This window comes from Shewanella sp. POL2, assembly GCF_000282755.1.
Taxonomy (GTDB): domain Bacteria; phylum Pseudomonadota; class Gammaproteobacteria; order Enterobacterales; family Shewanellaceae; genus Shewanella; species Shewanella xiamenensis.
Genome location: NZ_AKZL01000052.1, coordinates 13,677 through 31,560 on the forward strand (window position 1 = coordinate 13,677; position 17,884 = coordinate 31,560).

General features: G+C 41.0%; 12 protein-coding genes and 3 pseudogenes. 6 read left to right on the forward strand and 9 right to left on the reverse strand.

The window, feature by feature from the left end; translation table 11 throughout:
• Positions 1-31: 31 nt before the first annotated feature.
• The 6 genes from SHEWPOL2_RS14265 to SHEWPOL2_RS14290 form a co-directional block, all read right to left on the reverse strand.
• A complete protein-coding gene (locus tag SHEWPOL2_RS14265) occupies positions 32-1,198 on the reverse strand; it encodes a DUF3596 domain-containing protein (protein ID WP_037429288.1) in 1,167 nt (388 codons plus the stop codon).
• 414 nt (positions 1,199-1,612) lie between these two features.
• Entirely contained in the window at positions 1,613-3,127 is a 1,515-nt protein-coding gene (locus SHEWPOL2_RS14270; RefSeq protein ID WP_037429290.1) for a hypothetical protein, read from the reverse strand.
• A 7-nt stretch (positions 3,128-3,134) separates the two neighbouring features.
• On the reverse strand, positions 3,135-6,083 hold the full coding sequence (locus tag SHEWPOL2_RS14275; RefSeq protein WP_037429291.1) for a hypothetical protein: 2,949 nt from the start codon (positions 6,081-6,083) through the stop codon (positions 3,135-3,137).
• On the reverse strand, positions 6,076-7,686 hold the full coding sequence (locus tag SHEWPOL2_RS14280; RefSeq protein ID WP_037429293.1) for a site-specific integrase: 1,611 nt from the start codon (positions 7,684-7,686) through the stop codon (positions 6,076-6,078). The genes SHEWPOL2_RS14275 and SHEWPOL2_RS14280 overlap by 8 nt, the downstream gene beginning before the upstream one ends.
• Entirely contained in the window at positions 7,686-8,057 is a 372-nt protein-coding gene (locus SHEWPOL2_RS14285; RefSeq protein ID WP_037429296.1) for a hypothetical protein, read from the reverse strand. The genes SHEWPOL2_RS14280 and SHEWPOL2_RS14285 overlap by 1 nt, the downstream gene beginning before the upstream one ends.
• Positions 8,058-8,787: 730 nt before the next feature.
• Entirely contained in the window at positions 8,788-9,162 is a 375-nt protein-coding gene (locus SHEWPOL2_RS14290; protein ID WP_037429300.1) for a hypothetical protein, read from the reverse strand.
• Positions 9,163-9,718: 556 nt separating this feature from the next.
• Here SHEWPOL2_RS14290 and SHEWPOL2_RS22500 point away from each other — a divergent pair.
• Positions 9,719-9,931, forward strand: a pseudogene (locus SHEWPOL2_RS22500) (integrase core domain-containing protein); the annotation flags it as partial.
• Between the two features lie 83 nt (positions 9,932-10,014).
• Here the strand turns inward: SHEWPOL2_RS22500 and SHEWPOL2_RS14295 are convergent.
• The 3 genes and pseudogenes from SHEWPOL2_RS14295 to SHEWPOL2_RS14305 all read right to left on the reverse strand — a co-directional run.
• Positions 10,015-10,236 (reverse strand): annotated as a pseudogene (locus tag SHEWPOL2_RS14295) (HAD family hydrolase); the annotation flags it as partial.
• Positions 10,237-10,435: 199 nt separating this feature from the next.
• Positions 10,436-11,341, reverse strand: a complete 906-nt coding sequence (locus tag SHEWPOL2_RS14300; protein WP_037429305.1) for a transporter — start codon at positions 11,339-11,341, stop codon at positions 10,436-10,438.
• A 13-nt stretch (positions 11,342-11,354) separates the two neighbouring features.
• The gene (locus SHEWPOL2_RS14305) at positions 11,355-12,905 is read right to left on the reverse strand and encodes an FAD-dependent oxidoreductase (protein WP_050991372.1); all 1,551 of its coding nucleotides are present in this window, start codon (positions 12,903-12,905) and stop codon (positions 11,355-11,357) included.
• Between the two features lie 729 nt (positions 12,906-13,634).
• Between SHEWPOL2_RS14305 and SHEWPOL2_RS22280 the strand changes: the two genes are divergently transcribed.
• From SHEWPOL2_RS22280 to SHEWPOL2_RS14335, 5 genes and pseudogenes are all read left to right on the forward strand, one after another.
• Positions 13,635-15,044 carry a PAS domain S-box protein gene (locus SHEWPOL2_RS22280; RefSeq protein ID WP_050991374.1) on the forward strand — a complete coding sequence of 470 codons (1,410 nt, stop codon included), beginning with the start codon at positions 13,635-13,637 and terminating at the stop codon, positions 15,042-15,044.
• 27 nt (positions 15,045-15,071) lie between these two features.
• Positions 15,072-15,731 (forward strand): response regulator transcription factor, encoded by a 660-nt coding sequence (locus tag SHEWPOL2_RS14320; RefSeq protein WP_037429307.1) that lies wholly within the window; start codon positions 15,072-15,074, stop codon positions 15,729-15,731.
• A 199-nt stretch (positions 15,732-15,930) separates the two neighbouring features.
• Positions 15,931-16,080 (forward strand): annotated as a pseudogene (locus SHEWPOL2_RS14325) (IS110 family transposase); the annotation flags it as partial.
• Positions 16,081-16,132: 52 nt separating this feature from the next.
• Entirely contained in the window at positions 16,133-17,044 is a 912-nt protein-coding gene (locus SHEWPOL2_RS14330; RefSeq protein ID WP_239642769.1) for an IS481 family transposase, read from the forward strand.
• A gap of 266 nt (positions 17,045-17,310) precedes the next feature.
• On the forward strand, positions 17,311-17,884 hold a 574-nt coding region (locus SHEWPOL2_RS14335), incomplete at its 3' end, for a helix-turn-helix domain-containing protein (RefSeq protein ID WP_037429311.1).

Sequence of the window (17,884 nt, forward strand, 5' to 3'; positions counted from 1 at the left end):
ATGCGAATACTTACTTACGGCTCAGAATGTTTTACAGCATGTTTTCGTTGCGCATGAGTTTATCAAACGCGCTGCCATCGTTTCGGGATGCGTTTGCAACATAAGGTGCGTAGACATCAAATAATAACCGTGTATCACTGTGACCAAGCATTTGTGAGATATACAGTGGATTTTCTAGCGCTGCGATATGCAGCACTGCCGCGGTGTGGCGAGTTTCATAAGCTCGTCGACGTTTCAGTCCCGCTTTAATGAGTGTCGGGTACCATAATTTTTTGCTAACAAAATGGGTATCCAGTGGCGCATCTGATTTGCCCGTAAACACAAAGCCTGATTCTGACAGTGCCAAATTTTTAATGCGTTTAAAGGCATCGTATACCGTGTCACACATCTTAAGATCACGCCGAGATTTTGGTGTTTTCACATCACACACTTCCCCATTCACCCAGTTTTGCCGTATGCGAATTAAGCGGTGATTAAAATCAACATGTTGCCACTCTAATCCATGTATTTCACAGCTGCGCATGCCGGTCCAAAAGCGAATGATGAAGTAATCTTTCCATTCCAGAGGAATGTGGGATAGAAAAAGTTTAACCTCCTTTATGGTCATGGGATGAGACTCAGCCTTTTCTTCTTTAAGTGAGCGATAGCGTCTCAATGGGTATTCAAATTTATATTCTTCTGCAGCGAGGCTCACCATTGAGACGATGGGCCACAGTAAGTTATTAATGCGTCGATTAGATAATTGACGGGTATTATCTGCTTTCAGCATTTGCATTAACTGCTGGCGATAAAAATCAACCTGCGATAGGGTGATCTCATTCATCAATGTATTGCCAAATTGTGGGATCAGATACTTATCTAAAACGTTTTGCATGGTGTTTCTATAGCTATTTTTCCACGTCGCCTTTTTGCGTTCAAACCACTGATAAGCAAAATCATTGAAAAATGGATATTCACGATCAGGATGTTTGTCACGCTGCAACTGCTCAAATTGAGCGACTTTTTTACTTTTGGGAAAATAGTCACGGTATTGAAAGCAGCCTAAATCTATCTCAGCGTTCATTTTTTTGAGCGTAGTTTTGGCAGTAGCAAGGTTTTTAGGTGTGGCCAGCATTTTTGTACCTTCACGAAAACGGCAGCCATAAAGATGCATGTCGAACTGAATACGCCCATTTGGACGTACACGAATATGAGCCATAGGTGGCCTCCATCAAATAGCACTGTCCCTATCCGATGGAATTCGTTAGAATTTCGCCATCGGCTGGGTGTCTGTTAATAGCTAGCGCAGCCGGTACGGGGGAGAGTGGTTGCCGCCGCTCTCTCCCAACTGCTTATTTATTAGGTTAACCGCACTTTTACATCGCGCAACTCAACCTGAAATGTCCCTTTCCCAATAGTTGCAGCTTGCCAACTATTGGTTAAAAACACACCTATCAATATAACTAATACTGTTTTTTTGTCCAGTACTTTGTTTCAAATTGCTCCGCTTTTTAAATTGACCATTTGCCAATGAAAATTGTTAGGCAATTTAGCGTAAGTTTGTTGACGTCATTTACCCCACCTCACACACAACCACACGCAACCGTATTCAGTTTACTGTTTGAGACCTGACTTAATCATCGGCAAACCCATATTCATCGATATTGGCTAAATTGCTACTGTTATCTGTGATGTTTTCAGAATGCTTATTGTTCGGTTTAGGTGCTAAATCAGGATGAGTCGTTGGCGAATAAACACCAGCGTTCTTGAGTTTATCTTCTGTTTGGGTTTCTGTCGTGTCGGTGTATTGCGCATGCGACTCCATGTCATTAACTGGGGCATCAATTTCTTCTGGCACATCGCTTGGTTGTTCGGCAAACAAGTCGAGTTCTCCTTGGCGCGATGTCGGCAAAATGTAGCGGTCATCGTAAGTGTTCAGGTACTCGTTTTTCAATTTTAGGTATGCAGATAACAATGATTGTTCTGATACTAAGTTAAGGCTATCAAATGGTGCCATATCTTCTGGCTTGTCATAGAAATTGAGTTTCAGTTCACCATTTTGATTTTGAGTTAACGTAATTCGGATCTCGCCTCCTTTGGCGAAAATTTTTAACTTCATGTCTTTGAGAGTGCGAGGTGAATAAGAAAACAGCAATGCGTCGTGATGATGAAGGTGCTTGACGCTCACTTCGCGTATGAATTCCCTGCGTCCTGGCAGCATGCATGAAAATAGTCTGTTGTTGTCAAACAGTAGCATCGCAGTATTGAGCGATCTAACGCTGGTTTCTTTTAAGATCATGTTATTTAACTGTTTGAAATCGTATAAATTAGACGCAAATTCAAGGAGTAACCTGCTCTCCTGCGTTATTTTTTGATGAAATTGATCTATGCCTTCCAGAGAAATACTTTGCGTGTGTTGGTCAGTTTTAAACGTGAGTAGTTCACCCTCTAAACAAAACGCTATGCTGCCTGTTTCAGAGTTCATATACAGCGTTTTAAGTGTTTGGCTCGCGGCCTCAGTCAAGGGGAGGGTATGAGGTAAGTCGATATTGTCTTGTAATCGTTTGGTCGTGACTTCACCATTTTTCTGAAAGCGGATCTCTTTTTCATTTTTTCTAAATTCAACAAAATCAAAGGGTATGAGTGAATTGGTTGAATTGATAATGTCAACAATCGAGCGTCTGTTCAACTCATGATAAGCACGTTGAGTATTGGCCACCTGATATTGAATATGATTTTCATGAGCATCGTCTAATTCAAAACGGGACATTGGGAAATGTATCGAATCATCAATCTTTTTGTCGTCTCTGAGTAATAAACAATACTCGATATTGATGTATTTACCATTTTTGTACCTGAGTTCAAAAATATACTGATTGGCTAGGGTATTAAACTCTTGCTGCTGCTCTTTCATGCACATGAAAAAATCGAAAGGGATCGAAAATTCGGCGTTCTTCAAACCATGGCCTTTTTCGAGAGGTATTTCGATTTGTCCGTATTGACCAGTGGCACCACCAATAAGGAGCATACGGCTGTTATCGCTGTCGATAAACACACTGATACATGCATCCGAATGATGTTTGTCTAGTGCATTTATCATGTTGATAAACAAGGGGGATTTGCTTTTCGAAATTATTAATTTTGACATAATACTCCTAGTTAGTCTGTTGAAAATGTAGGAGAAACAGCTGTGTTTGTTGAATGACAAATTGCAGATCCGCTAACTTAGCGTGCTGCTTATGAGGGGTTAGTTTGGTTTCACTCAATTTGGGCGTCAGAGTGATGGTCAGTTCGCTTTGACCAACAGGTTGTTTTTGAAGTGTTATTGTTTCACCCGATTGAGCAAAATTGTCTTTTAACCTGTTTAATAGAATGTCGATTTTTGTTTTTCTGTTCACAGTCAACACAAAGCTGGGCGTTAACCAGCGCCAGAGTGGCTGACGAAATACTGCTGCAAAATGTCGTGCATTTTTGACATTACACGCCAAGGTTAATTTCAATGCTGGATGTATGCCGTTGCTTAGCACGATTGCTGGCAAATTACTGAGCGCTGTGATTTGCGCTTTGGTCATCGGCAAGGATTGATATTTGCCTGGAGATTGCGAGATTTGGCTTAATAACGGCCAGTTAACCTCTTTTACTTTTCGCATTTCAAGAAATAGATATTGAAGAAAGTCATAAGAAATTTTGTTGGCGTTACCAAGCCATTTTTGATGATATTTGACTGTGTCTTGTGCAATCGAGACTGTATGAAAATCGCTGAGCGGCTTTTGGGCGACACTATTTTTATTCGTCTTAAATAGATGTTGTCTCAGTGCTGTCTCTGTGAGTAAGACATGGGTTTGACGCTTCTGGTTAATGCTTTTTGATTGGTAATCAGTGCTGATTAAAGCGAGTTGACGTGATAGATCATTTGAGTCGTGTTTTAACCCCAGTAAATATCGCAATTCACTATGCGAGAATGCTCGAGGCTGTGATTCTCCAAAGCCTGGCCGATAGAATGGGTAAAGCCAGTCTATATCGTGCAGATAGGACCAGCGAGTTGTTGCATAGTACTCGTGTCCGATTTGACGAGTTATTTCATCGAACAAAATCCCATCATTGCACAGTGAAAATGGTTGCCCTTCAAGCCAATAGTCAAATCGCGCAGCAAGCACGTCTCCATGCAGTAAGCGCTTTATTTGCTCAGTATTCGTGGTTTGCTGTGGCGGCAGATTGTATGCAAGGTGTAGTGCTTGCAGCATAAATAAATGTACACCGCTATGACGCAGGTGATGAAACCGCGCTTGCTGGCCGCATATTGCTTTGATGCATTTAGTGACAGGTAATAAGTATTGCAACTGCCGTGAATGGTATGGCTCTTCTGTGAAGCCGATCAAATGCTGGTGAGGTTCACAAAGTTCACTGTTTTTTATCACAATTCTGACTAGAATCGCGAATTCTTCCGGTATGACGGTATAAACAACGCGTGAATGTCTGCTTTTAGTCTTCCCCTCCTTAGTATTTGTGATATTGAAACGAAATAGTTGTTTATTAGCGGGATCAACAAATACATCCTTTAAACGAAGACGCAGTAACTCTCCTCGGCGCAACATTGCGAAATAGCTGATAATGACAGTGACTGCGCAAAATAACCTCTGCAATAACCCCCCGTAGGGCGGCGCGATGAGCTTTGCGACGATTTCATGCAACTGTTCTATTGAGATCCGAAACGGATCAACCCCGGGAGGGCAGAGTGGTGGTTCGAACTGGCTAATGTCTAAATGGTCTGTGAGTGATTGGTGACGCATAAAGCGAAAAAAATACAGCATGATCAGTTGCTCTGTTTCAGTCGCTAAATTGTCATAAATGTTGTGGCTCCATTGTTGTAGTAGCTCTTGGTCGATCGCTTGGTCATAACTGAGCGGGCTCGTGAGTTTTAATTGAATATTGCAGTATTTTTTGATTGTGCTGTCTGCGAGTTTTTGCTTTTTTACCCCACCGAAATTGATGAGCTCTAAGGTGTATCGATAGAGCATTGTTGGCAGGATATTGTCTACAGGCCAATGAGTTAGCTCGTGGGCACATTCTGTAATCGTATTGCGATTGTTTTGCAGTTCGAGGTGCGGCCATTTTTTCGATGCTTGATGGGCTTTAGGTATTGCGGCAACTGCCATTTCGTCATAATCGATGCCATAAATTCTCGCTAATTGTCGTTGTTGGTCCTTATTGTCAACCGAGACTAAAGGGGTTGCGACATGACGTTCTGGGTAACTAATATCTTTTAAGAATGTGGGAACGACATTATCGCGATAGTGCCAAACGGCTTGAAAAAGGTGCTGGTAATGACGAGAAACCTGAGTTGATATGGAGAATGACGTTAATAAGTTATCTAATCCTTTTAGCAATTGCTTTTCAGTTAGCTGGCTATGCGAATATGCTTGATATTCCGTCAATGATTGATAGACAAATAAGGGCAGGTGATACCGGCTTGATTGTGGTAAACCGTCTTGGTTTGATGGCTTGTCTAAGTGATTGATATTAAGATATGTTTGTCTTTCAATACGCTGAATACTGTCTTTGTCGTTAATGATGTTGACGAGATGAGCAATCGTTAGCGGCGCAATTTCAAGTGCAATAATCAATGCCATAAACTCAGCTGACAGTGCGGATCGCTGTTTCAAGAACTGAGCTTTGAAGTTTTCATACTCTGTTTGCAGTTTAAATGCATCATTTGCTTGAGCGGTAATGCGTTCATACCATCTTAAATCAGGATCTGGCCAAGGCAGTTTTTCAACCTCTGGAGTTTCCCACTTCAGTGCTTCTTTGAGGTAGACAATAATGGCTTCTAGCGCACTTTTATATTGACGTTGCTTGCCTGTCGGAACCGAGCTGATGATTTTGTTGATGACCTGTAAATCTTGAAGAGTGATTTCACGCCTTTGGAGTTGGCAGATTGATATGTGATTCGGCTTTTGAGCTGAAAGGCTTGAGACTTTGAGTGTTGGGTTAGGCCACTGGTTGAGCACCCAGGCAATGGCATCTATGCTAGCGTTAGACAAACCATGACGTTGGTGATAATTATAAACTTCAACAGGGTTTAATTTGTTGAATAAACTAGACATATTTCAACTCCTTTAACCCGTAACGAGCTGGCAGACTATCGAGAAATAAGTCTTGTTGTTTCATGCTTGCTGGAAATACATGGTCACTGCCCAGATGTTCACCGTACTCCGCGTGTCCCATTAAGCGATCAATTTGGTGTGTTGTCAGTTTGTGGATAATGCTGGTAGCTGCACTTTGCGCAAATTGATGACGCAACACATAGGGGACAATGCCATTGGCTCTTTGATATAAAAATTGTCGCAGCGATTTTGCTGATATTGCAGTCGCTTGATTATTTTCATCATATAAACTCCATGCCCAGGGAAGATCATTGATCAAATTCAGCTTGGAACTGAGTTGTTGTTGCAACGAGATGTAATGCAGAATTTGTTGTCTAAGATAGTCACAAATTCTGATTTCGCGTTGAAAGCCTTTATCTGATACTGTCGTTCGGCGGTAATCATAGTGTGATTGTTTATTGATAGATATAGCATGGGTAGGGCGCATGCCAGTAAGCAGTATAAATAACAGCGCAGTATGGTTAGCGCAGAGATTGTGATAATGAATTAAAGCGGCTTGACCGGCTTTGTTTTCAGGTTTAGATGAAGTTATCTCGTCATGAAGATGACTAAAAATCGCAACAATCTTACTCTCGGGTATAAGTCGAGTACTGCCGTAGCACACAGACTCGTCTGCGTATTTTTCTAGGTCTTCACCAACCCATTTACTATGAAAACTCACACCCACTTTTGAGCTTGTAATGTCAGCAGGAATGTTTCTCTTGGCGTTATCATTTAATAGTGAAATGTTGGGCAGTGTGGCTTTACCTACTGTAGAACTCGACGAGAATGTGAGTGTCAGCAGTTTGCTCACACCTAGAGAGTTTGCATGAGTGAATAATCGGCTGAGATACCGATCTTGTGCGTGAAATAGCTCTGCTCGAACTTGTTCACTGTTTTTTTGCTGATAAACCGCGGCATGGCGATGGTGCCGTATATCAGTAGGTAGTAATAATGATTTAGTTAAACTGGAAAGTTGATTATCTTTTTGAATACAGTGAGTTATGTACTTAAAAAACAATTGCTTTCTTATCGCTGGAAAGTGTTCGATCTCAGCAGGTTTTCGCCATTTGGCCATGAGCAGATTAAGCAATTGTTGTTTTTCAGCTGCCGTTAGCCACGGCACGTTATAGCTGTGATTGCTAATGAAGGGTTTGAAAATGTGGATTAAGCTATTAGGGATGGGTTGCCATTCGAATTTTTTATCGCCTTTTTGAGTAATGGTTGCACGCGCGTAATAGGTCCAGGACTTGCCATCCTCAAACTTGTGATTTTTGAATCGATGTGCTTCGCATGTATCACTATTTTTCACTTTGTGACAGTCGGGAATATCATCTACTGTGAGAGGTTTTTCATTGGCGTGCAGGAGAACGTCATCTAACTGCTGAGTAAGCCACAAATACAACAAAACAACTAATAACTTGCCTGAGTTGGTTTCATGACTCTGTTTTTCGGCTTGGTAAAACATCTTCATTAACGCTGTGTTAGTACCGAGTCTATCGGGCATGACACCGCCGGAATTTTTTAGCCTATGACTTTTAGCATTAGCTTGTAGCTTTCCCATTACTCATATCCTTTTCTGATATCTGAGGTATGAATCGCGCTGGGAGAGAGTTGCGCTAAGTGAGCTAGTTGCATTTTAAATACAACTGGGGATTCTGCTTGTTTTGCCGCTTGAATTTGATGAGCCTGCGTAATACGGCATCGTGTAGACTTTGGGTAAGATAATGAGGGTGTAAGCGTGTTTAATGTGCTGATGACATGTGGAATAGTGCTTTCATTTAACGCTATTTGAAGTGCAACAAAGGAGTCGGAGGTGCGGTTCTGCGGGGCGCACTGTTTAACCTTTTCATTTGCCCGCAGTCTCACAAGTGCTGGGTGTTGGTGCTGTGAAAATAAATTGGGCAGTACTTTTTTAGATTTCTCGATACTCATAACCAAGCTCCAACGTCCAAGCCTTTAGATTAAATCACAAAAAAATGGTAAATATCTTCAATTCATGAGCTAGTTTTGTCACAGGAATAGTTTTTTATTTATGTTTTTTAATTTTAAGTTTTTTAATTGGCCTATTGAGTGCATTTAAGCAGTTGCATTAATCATGTTGCTTCCAGTTGTTGACACTATTTGTTAGTTATATTCTGGTTGTAAGGTGACTATTTATCCCGTTATTCCATAAAATCCTGCCCATCAGAAGAATAAGATGATAAGTACGGCTTTGGTAAGCGTATTTGTGCATCTTAAATCATCAGTTCTATCTTGGGAATAGGTTGGAGTGCGTTTATTGGTTAGAACTACAGAGGCAATTTGCTAACATTGAATTCTACTCTTTGTGAAAATTAAATTGGACTGTTATCTATTTTGTTGTGGCTTTTGTGAGATGAAGTTTTTTAAGGTTACAAAATAAAGTTTTCTATGGTTGCAGAATAAAGTTTTATAAGGTCACAGGATAAAGTTTTTTAAGGTTTCAAAATAAAGTTTTCTATGGTTACAGAATAAAGTTTTATAATGTCACAAAATAAAGTTTTTCAAGGTTACAAAAAAATTTTTTAAGATTGTAGGATTTAAAGTGTCACTCTGAAATTTTAAAGAACATTAAATGTAAAATGCCTAATAGTGTTGAGATGGACTAGGTTTTCGTGAAAACGCTAAAGAAGAAAGGGTAAATTTAGCGTATAACAAACTGATCTATATGGCTCATAACTATCTTGAAGTCATTGATATTTCCGTTGAAAATGACATCTATTGGCCTTGTGCCATTAAAAGGTTCATTATGGTTGACCATGTTCATAAACCCATAAATATTTTCAGGGTTACTAAAAAACGCACTTAACCCAGCGTGAATATTCAGTATATAGCTGATCCGTACTATTTGGTCTTGACTGAAGTTCACCTTTTCAATATCAAGGTTGTTATACTTTTCAGGTAACTTTAGCAAAGTCTGAATTTGCTGCTGGTTGCAGTTCCATTTTTCCAATATAAGCAAGGCAGCTCTCATTCCAACCCCTACTGAGGTGGATTCGTTATAATTTATTCTTTGCATACTCTTTCCTCTGTATTACTCTAATAGCTTGTTACGTTGTAAAATTGAATCTTCAGCTTAAACCGATGTTTAGAGTTCTAGTTCTTAAGTTCCTATACCGCAAACCTAATGAAGGAATACTCATTTTTAACATGAACGACTAGATTGACTAGATTGAAGTCAGTTTACATTGATATCTCATACATAGAGAACGTATGTCAATGTTTGCTTCATGAATTCAATGTTATACTCTAAGCTCAAAGAGTATGTTCACTTGACTGAGCGTAAAACACAACCATTTATATAGTGTAATGTGTATATGTAAGAGCTAGTCTTATTATTAACAACGATAGCTTTATGCAGGTTAAGTATGTGTGTTGAATATGACAAGTTGGTAGGGGAAAAAAAGAGACGGCAGTTGGTTTATGCAGAGCTTGTATTGAGTGAAGAGAAACCTTCATGTTCACGGCCAAAATCTAGCTCAGAAAGCCCTAGAAAAAACAAAAATTTACTAAAAATCCCTAACTTTAAATTTTAGTCAATGGAAATGAACTAACTAGATTGCCGAATGCCCTCAGCGTGTTGGGATAATGCAGTTGTTGAGCGTTTCTTTGGTAGTTTGAAACACGATTGGATTTTTAAAGTTGCTCAACCAGCAAGGTAGTTTATGAAGCAAGATGTAACGGCTTACATGAAATATTACAACTTGGAGAGACTTCATTCTGCTAATGACGATCTGTCACCTGTAGAGTTTGAAAATTCTCAACTAAAAGTGTCCAGTTTGGGTTGACCAGTACATTGCGATCAATAGACAGCCTTCGGGTAATGCCGTTTACTTAAGAGTGAACGGCATTTTTCTTTGGTCTAATCGGAAACTTGTTTTTGCTCATAATCAAGGCAATACCAGCCTAAGATGCCCGCAACTCTGCCGTAGGCTTCTTCCACCCATTGTTGCGCCTGGCTCTGGCTTAATCCCCGCTGCTTGCTCAGCTCCTGCGGCACCAGACTCAACCAAAAATGGTTATCAAAGTGCAGATCGAGCAGGGTGCCATCCATATCGAGCAGTACAGTATCAATCTTCTTCCAGTCAAACATAGGATGTTCTAAATGGCTGATCCGAATAGCGCTACATTGTCGCGGTGCCATTTCCATTGCCGGGAAATGGCGAAACGGGTTCAAATACGCGATAGCTGCCAGCGGAATTGCAGGGAAGAGTGATGTACGAGTATAGGCATTATTGAATTAAGCTGTGACACCCACAACACATAGGTAGTGGGTGTCACTATTGGCTTTCTTAAAGCTTAGTCGTGAACTTTAACCAGAACTTGTCACCTTCAGGTTTATATTCAGCTGCCATCTCCTTTTGATAACGCAACTCAACCGAATAGCCTGCTTGCGTATCTATCTTAACTGCAGGGCCGACAGCAAACACTTTGCCTTTATAGCCATCTAAGTAGACTTCGCCGTTTTGTTTATCATTAGTCATTTGCTGATAGTAATACCCTGCGAGGCCCACGGTGTAATTGTTTAGGTGATAGCCCAATGCATAGTCAAAATGGAACTCCTGACCAGATTTGTATTGAGTGTCATCGTTCTTGCCATTGAAGTCATACATCACTTTTGCTGAGGCTTCAAAATTATTACTCAGGTAGGTTGCTACAAATACCGGCGTAAATCCCCAGTAGTTACGGCCAGTGTTGGCAAAACTAGTTGCGTTGAATTCACCACTTGGTGTGGTTACTTCCAAGGCAAATGCATAGTGAAAGTTTGGTTGATGCCAAGCCAACATTAATGGTGATATGGATATGTCTCCAAGGCCATCAGTACTTGAGTTCGCCAGTTGTTTGTCACCCACTGACAGATCACCACTGATATGAACTAGTGGAATGGTGGTGTACATCCCCCAATCAGCACCCAACAACTTATGGTTTGTCATATAGATAAACCGAGAGACGTCAGCGGTTGCTTGAATATTGATCCCATAACCAGAATCGTGACCATTACCATCAGCAAGTTTGTCGACGGTGTAATGGTTTAAAAAATTCTGATAGTAGAAGCCGCTTGGTGGTAATGCTCCGGCCATAAAGCCTTCCGCACCATTAGGGTAAGCGTTACCGCCTCCTTCAGTCGCATTGGCATGGATACTTGTTAGGCTGGCTGCGCACACTAGTGTGCCAGCGAATAAGGAATAATATTTCATGAGTTAATATTCCTTATTTCCCAGATTTAATTTCATTGATAGCATTTTGTGCAGCTTTACGACCTGAATAGGTTGCAAAACCAAATGCGTGGCCAGACGCCCACAGTGTGTATGTATCTGAGTACAGACCTGCAACATCGTTACCGCCAGCATACAGACCTTTAATTGGTGCATCATCAGTATTGACGACTTCCATTTTCGGATTGATGCGCAAACCACCCACGGAGGTAAAGTGATATGGCATGAGTTTAACTGCATACAGTTTGCCGTTATCTATTGGATGTAGCCACACTCGGTCTTTGTTAAACGCCTCATCGTAGTGGGTTTTAGCGGCATAGTTGTAGCTTTCATATGCCTGTTTAAGGTTTTTTACTGGGACACTGATCTCTTTGGCAAGCTGTTCTATATTGTTAGCTTGCTTGAAGCTTTCTGAATTTACCGCTAATGCATTTTTGATTTCATTATCAATGTTGCTCAATTTGGTCATTACCGGAACAAGTACACCGACACCATTATCGATCCCGTCATTTTTGGCATGATCAAGTTCTGCTTGGTCGAAAATGGCCCAGGCATAATGATCCTTCTGACGACCAATCGCGTTACCTGCGTGAGCAAAGCTGAAGGCGACTGTCTCATCCACAAATCGATCGCCGTGGGCGTTTACCCATATATTGGCTGGTTGCCAAGTCATTGTGTAGATATTACCCAGTGGGACAATGCCCTTACCTTGAGTACCAGGGTGTAACATCAGTGTTTCACCTTCATGAGCTGCACCAACATCACGCCCCATTTGAATACCATCACCTGTTTTATTCAGCGGTAAGGTGGGGCGGAATGCTTTGCCATCAAAATGGGTCCACTCATTAATTTTTTCTGGGCTGTTTCCAAAGCCGCCAGTACCGATGATAACTGCTTTAGCGTTGATCACTACATCATTACCTTTATGATCTTTCGCGCGAACACCGCTGACTCGGCCTTTTTCATAAATAAGACTTTGGGCAGGCGTACGCATCATAAATTTTACGCCATCTTTTTGTGCCGCAGTTTGCAGTGCTGTCACCAATGCGGCGCCATGTACCCATTGCTGGCGAGTTTGGATGAGATGCCAAGTTTGGGGTTCTTTAGGCGAGATTTGTACAACGTTGAACTCTACACCAAATTTGTTTAGCCAGCGTAAATTGTCAGCAGACTCATCAACAAACTCGCGCTCTAATGCGGCGTTATTGTTGAAGTGTGAATACTCCATGATGTGTTCATAGGCTTGATCTTTTGTGAGACCATAAGATTTGCCACGTTGATAATCACTTTCTACGGCAAATAAGCCTTCAGCAAAGTTCGAGCTACCTCCTAAATAGGGGTTTTTTTCTAGAACGATGACGTGTAGGCCTGCCTCAGCGCCGGTAACAGCCGCTGCTAATCCCACTGAACCACCGCCAACAACTGCAAGATCAGTGTCATAAGTAATAGTTTTACCGTAAGCGGTATGGCATACAAACGCCAACACTCCCAGAGTAAATGCTTTTTTGAATGAAATTTTCATAGTTATCACCTCTAGGTTGGTCATTTATTGATTTTACTAAATTTTGCGTCTCTCTCGATTGGACCATGGCAATCTTGGCAGAAGGCGGTAGTCTCGTTGTGAGAGGTGTGGCAGGAAGTACATTCCAAATCTTTGAAGTGAGGACTCTTATGGACATTGATGTGCATGTCCTGAGTTTGTTCCGCTAATTGTGTGTATGAATTGTGACATTCTAAACAAGTCTCGTTGCTGATGGTTGCGCTGGTATCATTACCGTGGCAACTATTGCATTTGATACCACTTTTCAAATGGTGCTCCTGCCATTTGAATTCCTGTGCATTAGTGTTGCTTATTACTCCAATCCAAAGTATCAATACTGAGAAAAATAAGGTGAAAATTTTCATGGTAATTTTGCCTCTATTAGATATTAAAAAATAAACTGATGTTATTTTTTTCCTAATTATATTAAGGCTTTTAATATTTATCAGGCTAGACACATAATCCCTATCCGTATTTAGGTAAGTTTCCCTATTTCTGAGTTTGTTTATTTTTGAATTTTCATTTAAAACATTTATTTTTTTTGTTTTTATATTTAATGTGTTTATTGGATTAGGTAATGTTACCTAGTTTTTTAGGTGCAAGATCTCCTATACATAAAATAGTAGTCAGCTATTTAATTTTGCTTATGTGATAAAGCTCTCAAATGGTCACTGATGTTATCATTCGTATAGTAGAAAACTGTAAGATGATGGCTAACTTTAGAAACCATCGTTCATGAGTAAAGCTATGGCGAACAAGCAGGGCTCTTCAGAATCGCGTTTGCATGATAAGTATTTAGATCTACTTGCTTCTCATGAACGCTACAGAATGATGTTCGACAACATTCCATTGGCTTATATGTCAATGAGTGTCGATGCAGTAATTATTGATTGTAATAATGCCTTCAGTGAATTAACTGGTTACAATCTAGATGAAGTTTTAGGTAAGCCGTTTGCTTTTTTCTTATTTAATGAAAAAGACATAAAACACCATAGAGAAGTTACTTTTCCGCGTTTTAGAAAATCAGGGAAAGCGCGGAATGTTCCTTGGAAAATTAGACATAAATCTGGGCGTGAAATATATGCAATTATGCACGGTAATGTGCGTTATGATGGAAATAGAAATTTTATTCAGACCCATTGCCTTATCGTGGATGTGACTGAAGAGTATAAGGCAAAACAGGAATGTCGTAAGGCAGAATCTAAAGCTCAATTGATTTTAGATGTTATCTCTGAGCGGGTAACATTCCATGATAAGCAGCATAATGTCTTGTGGGCAAATAAAATTGCTAGAGGTGTAGATACTCGAGACAGTGTCGATGGGCTAGATTGTTGTGTTAATCATCAGATTTCATGTGAAAAATGTCCGGTTATGAAGGTTTTTTCCAATCATCAGCCTGCTCACGGCGAGCTTCGAAGCAACAGTCGATTATTGCAGATTTCAGCGTATCCCGCTTTTAATGCTGATGGTGATTTAGAAGGTGTGGTGCAGGTTGCTCGCGATATCACAGAAAGGCGTCAGTTAGAAAAAGAATTGCTGAGATTAAGTAGTAATGAACGGCAACGTATAGGTAGAGATTTACATGATGGCCTCGGCCAAGAGTTGACAGGTCTTAGCTTTTTAGCCAGTGCGTTGGCAAATCAGTTGGGTGAAAAAGAGCCTGCTTTAGCTGCACTATCGCATAAGATAGTGGATAGTATCGGCAGGGCTAGAAAACGTATGTATAACGTACTTCAGGGACTGAACCATATACCCGAGGGGGCTAATGGCTTGAGTAGCGCATTCCAACGGTTAGCTGATTCGGTCACTGAGCTTTTTGATGTACAGTGCCTCTTTCATCAACATGGTGAATTGAATATTGAGGATGTTGTGACCAGTACTCATCTGTTTAATATTGTCAATGAGTCAGTGAATAATGCGGTGAAATACAGCGGCGGTAGTCGGATCGATATTACGCTTTTAACTAGCCCTAGGGGGCTGATCATCGAAGTTAAAGATGATGGCCACGGATTCTGTAATAGTGAAACAAGGTCTGGCGCTATGGGGTTGAAAATCATGAAATTTCGTGCCTCAATGATTAACGGAGAATTGAATATAGTATCTGGAGACAATGGCACTATTGTCCGATGTGAACTGCCGTTATGAAATAGTTGAAGCATAGGGAATTATGTCATGAGCGCGCTAAAAGCGAAAATTTTATTAGTGGATGATCACGCTATTGTGCGGGAAGGACTCTCGAGCTTAATTGACCAGCATCAAGGCTTCTTGGTGGCAGCCCATGCGAGCACCATTGAGCAGGCATTGGGATTAGTAGTAAGACAGCCATTTGATGTTACTATCGTGGATTTGTCTCTTAACAAGCAAAACGGTTTGGATCTGGTTAAAGAATTAAATCGTCTATCGCCAGACACTAAAATACTGGTTTTTTCAATGCATCCAGAAGAAATTTATGCAGAGAGAGCTTTACGAGCAGGCGCTCAAGGCTACCTAATGAAAAGTGAGCCGCCAGAAATGTTGCTCATCGCCATTAGGAAGCTGCTAGATGATATGGTGTATCTTAGCGACAGGATGACTAAATTGTTACTAGGTGATGCTATGGGAATCAGTAAACAACGCGTAGCTACATCTTTCAGTATCCAAGCGCTTAGTAATAGAGAGCTAGAGATATTTACCTTAATTGGCAAGGGGTATCCAAGCAAAGAAATTGCATTATTATTGGGCTTAAGTGTTAAAACAGTTGATGCCGTTCGGCAAAACATCAAAAGCAAATTGGCGCTCCAAAGCGCGGCAGAGCTAGTGAAATTTGCAATTGAATACGCTAACTCGCTTTAACAGAATGATTGAATAGGGACTCTTTGATTCAAATTTTCATACGAACATGATTGTCTTGAGCAATGAATATAGCTCAAACATGCATTTAAACGCGAATTTTCTTTATGTGAATTGTAGTGATGTGATGGACGTCTCTGCACCTAAGCTTGCAGTATAATGCCAAGCTTGAAGCTGACAAATAGTTCAGGAGTTTTCCATCATGGATATTAAAGTTATTGGTATCAATTTAGCCAAAAATGTTTTTCAAGTTTGTGTTTGTCTTATGGATAACTCAGTCATGAGTAACAAAAAGATTAATAGAAACAAGCTGCTCGATAAAATTAGACAATTCCCCGAATGTAGCCTTATTTGTGTGATTCATAGACATCATTTCAATATAATTAGTGTCTATGAACAGATAAATACAACAGCGTTTACAGTGGATTAAGCTAAACGAAGAGACCCGTGATGCGGGCTTGGTCTGTCGTCGTTGTGGCATATCCAGACCTACCTTAAGAAAATGGTGGCAGCGTTATCAGAAAGACGGTGTAGATGGTCTGGTCAGCCAAAGTAGACGTCCTAAGAGTTCACCTTCAACCAAGGTTGGTGAGACAGAAGAGCAGTTAATTTTATCTTTGCGATGCTCTCGAAACCTTGGAGCTAGGCGTATTCAAAGTGAACTTGGCCGCCGACATGGGCTCTCTCTTGGAATTGCAACTATTCATAAGATTTTGACGCGGAATGAGGTAAAGCCTGTTGTTACCTATCGTAGGAAACCAGATTACATCAGGTATGTTCGCCCAGTTCCTGGCGATAGAATACAAATGGATATCTGCAAGATAGGGCCGAATCTCTATCAATACACCTCGATTGACGATTGCACCCGCTATAGGGTTTTAAGGCTGTATGGCCGCAGAACTGCTGCTAACACACTGGATTTCATTGATTGCGTTATTGATGAAATGCCATTTCCAATTCAGCGTATTCAAACAGATCGTGGCCGCGAGTTCTTAGCCTTTAAAGTCCAAGAGAAATTGAAGATCCATGGAATCAAATTCAGACCCAATAAACCTGCTTCACCTCACCTAAATGGCAAAGTAGAGCGCTCGCAGAAAACGGATAAAGCTGAGTTTTATGCAACGGTAGACTTAGCATCAGACGATTTAGATAACCTGCTTGCTGAGTGGCAGCATTACTACAACTGGGAGAGGCCTCATAGCGCACACCATGGGAAAACACCCATGGAGCGATACTTCGAAATGGCTGAGCAAACGCCTTATTCTGAAGAGGTTCAGGAGCTTTATGAACCAGCAAAAGAACCTCTTCAAGAATAAAACTACAGGCTTGAATTGGAGCTGAGAAGATTGAAACGATCTCTATGAATCACACACATCATGTTGGCCAGATAGCATTTTTAAATGTACTAGCTCAGACATGATCTGATTTCGTCCATTAGATTTGGCTTTATACAGTGCTGAATCCGCCATTTGAATAAGTTGTATTAGTTCAGACTAGATCTGACACATCATCTTGAAAAGATGAGAGTTACCCACTTTGATAAAGGTGTCGAAACTTCAATCAAAGAAAAAAGGTAACTCTCATGCTTCATACTAACAATCCCATCATTAAACACAAAGCGGGTTTACTCAATCTCGCTGAAGAATTAGGAAACGTGTCTAGAGCGTGTAAAGTCATGGGGCTTTCCCGTGATACTTTCTATCGCTATCAAGAGCTGGTTGAAAACGGCGGCGTTGAGTCGTTGATCAATCAGTCTAGAAGAACACCTAATCTCAAGAATCGTGTCGATGATGTCACTGAAAATGCCGTCTTAACGCATGCTATCGCGTTTCCAGCCCATGGACAGTCTCGCACGAGTAATGAGCTTCGAAAACAAGGGGTATTTGTCTCTGCCAGTGGCGTGCGCTCCATTTGGTTACGGCATGGCTTAGAGAACTTTAAAAAGCGATTAAAAGCCCTCGAAGCCAAAGTCGAGCGAGAAGGGATAATCCTGTCGGATGAACAAGTTGCTGCCCTTGAGCGTAAGCAGCAAGACGATGAAGCCTGCGGTGAAATTGAAACGCATCATCCTGGTTATCTCGGCTCGCAGGATACCTTCTACGTTGGCAATCTAAAGGGCGTAGGCCGGATATATCAGCAAACTTTTGTCGATACCT